Origin of the sequence: Robiginitalea sp. (assembly GCF_049588695.1) — a bacterium.
In the GTDB taxonomy this organism is placed as follows: domain Bacteria; phylum Bacteroidota; class Bacteroidia; order Flavobacteriales; family Flavobacteriaceae; genus Robiginitalea.
The window spans coordinates 1-3,191 of sequence record NZ_JBAVZJ010000550.1 but is presented as its reverse complement, the minus strand read 5'-3'; the positions used below and the strand labels follow the sequence as shown (position 1 = coordinate 3,191).

Annotated in this window: 3 protein-coding genes; all 3 read left to right on the top strand. The window is 47.6% G+C overall.

The features are described from left to right. Positions 1-100 precede the first annotated feature (100 nt). Entirely contained in the window at positions 101-901 is an 801-nt protein-coding gene (locus tag WBV75_RS12660) for an MBL fold metallo-hydrolase (RefSeq protein WP_424120952.1), read from the top strand. An 85-nt stretch (positions 902-986) separates the two neighbouring features. After that, complete coding sequence (locus WBV75_RS12655) at positions 987-2,387, top strand: M16 family metallopeptidase (RefSeq protein WP_424120951.1); 1,401 nt, start codon at positions 987-989, stop codon at positions 2,385-2,387. A 1-nt stretch (position 2,388) separates the two neighbouring features. Next, the coding region (locus WBV75_RS12650) for a M16 family metallopeptidase (RefSeq protein WP_424120950.1) at positions 2,389-3,191 on the top strand (803 nt) is incomplete at its 3' end.

The window sequence follows — 3,191 nt, the reverse complement described above, 5'->3', positions numbered from 1 at the left end:
TTTAGATTTCAGGATCGAAAATATTTATTCCTATTGGAGGTCATTCGGGCTAAGAGGGTTTTATCTTTAGAACGAATAGATTTGGTAAAATCCGTATAATATGAAATCCTTTTACACCTTGCGAAATTCAACTGCCCTCCTGCTTGTATTTTTCTTTATGCAGCAGCCATTGGCATATTCCCAGCCGAAATCGACACCCAGGCCTGAAAACCCGGAAACGCCGGATCAGGCAGCTTTAAAAATTTATCCCGTGGCCCATGCTACAGCTGTACTCAAGTGGAACGAAACGATCATTTATATCGATCCCGTGGGCGGGTCGGAAGCATTTACCACCTTTCCCGCCCCCGATCTTATTTTGATCACAGACATACATGGAGATCACTTCAGCCTGGAAACCCTGCAAGGGCTGAATACCCAAAAAGCTAAAATCATCGTTCCCAATGCTGTGGCCGAAAAACTACCCGCTGCTTTTGCCCCTCAAATAGATGTTTTGGACAATGGAGACTCCAAAACCCGTTATGGAATATCGGTGACAGCCATCCCGATGTACAACCTCCGTCCCGAGGCCAAGGCTTTCCATACCCCCGGGAGGGGAAATGGATATGTGCTCGAACACGACGGGACCCGGGTATATTTTTCCGGGGATACAGAAGATATACCGGAAATGCGGGCACTTAAAGACATTGATAAGGCCTTCGTTTGTATGAACCTGCCATATACGATGGATGTGGAAAGTGCTGCGGATGCCGTGATTGAATTCGCCCCGGCTGAAGTTTATCCCTACCACTACAGGGGAAAACCAGATGTAAGCGATGTAGGCCGTTTTGAGACCCTTGTCACCAGGGGCGACCCGGACATTCGTGTAATTCGCCTGGATTGGTATCCCTCAGAACCCTATTGATATTTTGTGCAGACGTACTGTAACAAACTAAAGACTATAACGACTTACTGTTAGTTTTAAAACAACCCTCTGTAAAAACAGATTTATGAAGACACCTAATGGACTTGTGCGACTCAGCGCAATTTTGAGTTTCCTGCTACTCCTCGGCAGCTGTGAAGCGGAAAAAAGTAAAGAAGCATCAGCTTCAAAATTCGAGGTTCCGGTCACCTATTACACCCTGGACAATGGGTTGAAAGTGATCCTCTCTGAAGACACCACTTCTCCCACGGCCATAGTGGCGGTGTATTACAATATTGGATTTCGCAATGAACCCAGGGATCGCACCGGTTTCGCACACCTGTTTGAGCACATGATGTTCCAGGGATCGGATAATCTTGGAAAGATGGAATTCATAAAGCTGGTACAGGAAAATGGGGGTATCCTCAACGGATCTACCCGCTTCGACTTCACAAATTATTTTGAAATAGTCCCGTCACACAAACTGGAAACGATGTTATGGGCCGAGGCAGATCGGATGAAAGGGCTCAATATTTCTCAGGAGAATCTTGAAAATCAACAAGGTGTCGTTAAAAATGAAGTCAAAGTCAATGTACTGAACCAACCTTTTGGGGGGTTTCCCTGGTTGGATATGCCCCAGTACGCCAATGAGAATTGGTATAACGCCCATAATTTTTATGGGGATCTGGAAGACCTGGATGCAGCCAGCCTTGAGGATGTGAGTAGCTTCTTCGATACTTTCTACGCTCCTAATAATGCTGCAATCTCTGTAGTCGGTGACATCGATATCGCCCAGACTAAGGCCTGGATAGAAACGTATTTCGGGAGTATCCCGGCCGCAACCCTGCCCCCGGAGCCCGATATCTCTGAAACGCGCCAGGAAGCCGAGAAGTATTTCGTGAAGAATGACTCTTTGGCCAACAAACCGGCCCTGGCCCTTGCCTATCATATGCCGGAGCGGAACACCCCGGAGTATTACGCCATGGGACTGCTGGATCAAATTCTGATACAGGGCGATAATAGCCTGCTGGTTCAGAAACTCGAAAATGAGAAGGGCTTTACCTCGGATGTATCCGGGGGAATCAATTATCTCGGAAATATGTTCAATTATAAGGGCCCGATGCTTTGGATGTACGATTTCACCTTTGACGACCCGGAGAGCAAAGAAGCTATCATGCAATCCATTGACGCCGTAATGACGGGACTACGGGATCAGATAGACCAGCAGATGCTCGATCAGGCAATTGTCAAGATTCGATCTCAGCTCTACGACGATATTGGCGGTACATTTGGCCTGGGAAGAGCAGATTTGCTGTGCAGTTTTGCGCTCTTTGATGATAACCCGGACCGCATCAATACGCTGGAGGATGAATTTAAAAAGGTAGATGTAGAGACCGTAAAGAATACTATTGACAATTACCTCAGAACCAGCAACCGCACCGTTCTGGAGGTAAATCCACTATTAGCAGCTAACGCAAAAACCCAATAAAATGAACACATTAAGATATATCATCGCCCTGGCTCTCCTGCTCCCCTTTTCGGCCCTGCTGGCTCAGGAAAAAGAGTTGCCGCCAGAGGGAGGAGCTCCCAAAAACTTTACCCTTCCAGAAAAAGAGGTCATTTCCTACGACAATGGTCTTACTCTGGTTCTTATACCCTATGGCTCCATTCCGAAAGCCAGTATCCGATTCAACCTGAAGACCGGGAATATCAATGAAAAGGAGAATCAGGTATGGTTGGCGGATTTGATGGCCGACCTTCTGGAGGAAGGCAGCACTACCCGGACATCCCGACAAATAGCCGATGAAATGGCCGCTATGGGCGGAAATCTCAATATTGGTATAGGTGCGCATACCGGGTCCCTGTCCACTTCTGTGCTCTATGAATTCGCTCCAAACGCCATCCGTCTTATGGCAGATGTACTGCGGAACCCCAAATGGCCTGCAGACGAATTAGACCGGCTGAAAAGCGATATGAAACGAAACCTGGCCGTACAATTATCACGACCCGGAAGCCAGGCGTATAAAGAATTCTATGCTGAATTATATCCGGACCATCCGTATGGAAGGGTTTTTCCCACCGAAGCGCAGATCGATTCGTATACGGTATCTGATATTTCTGATTTTTACAATGAGAACCTCGGGGCCCGGCGCACCACTATTTACGTTGCCGGGAATTTTGACCCGGAGGCCGTAAAGTCGGCTGTAGAGTCGGCCATGGGAGACTGGCGGGAAGGAAAAGAAGCCGAATACCCCATTGCAACCCCTGCCACGGCGGCTTCTGTAAAAATTAT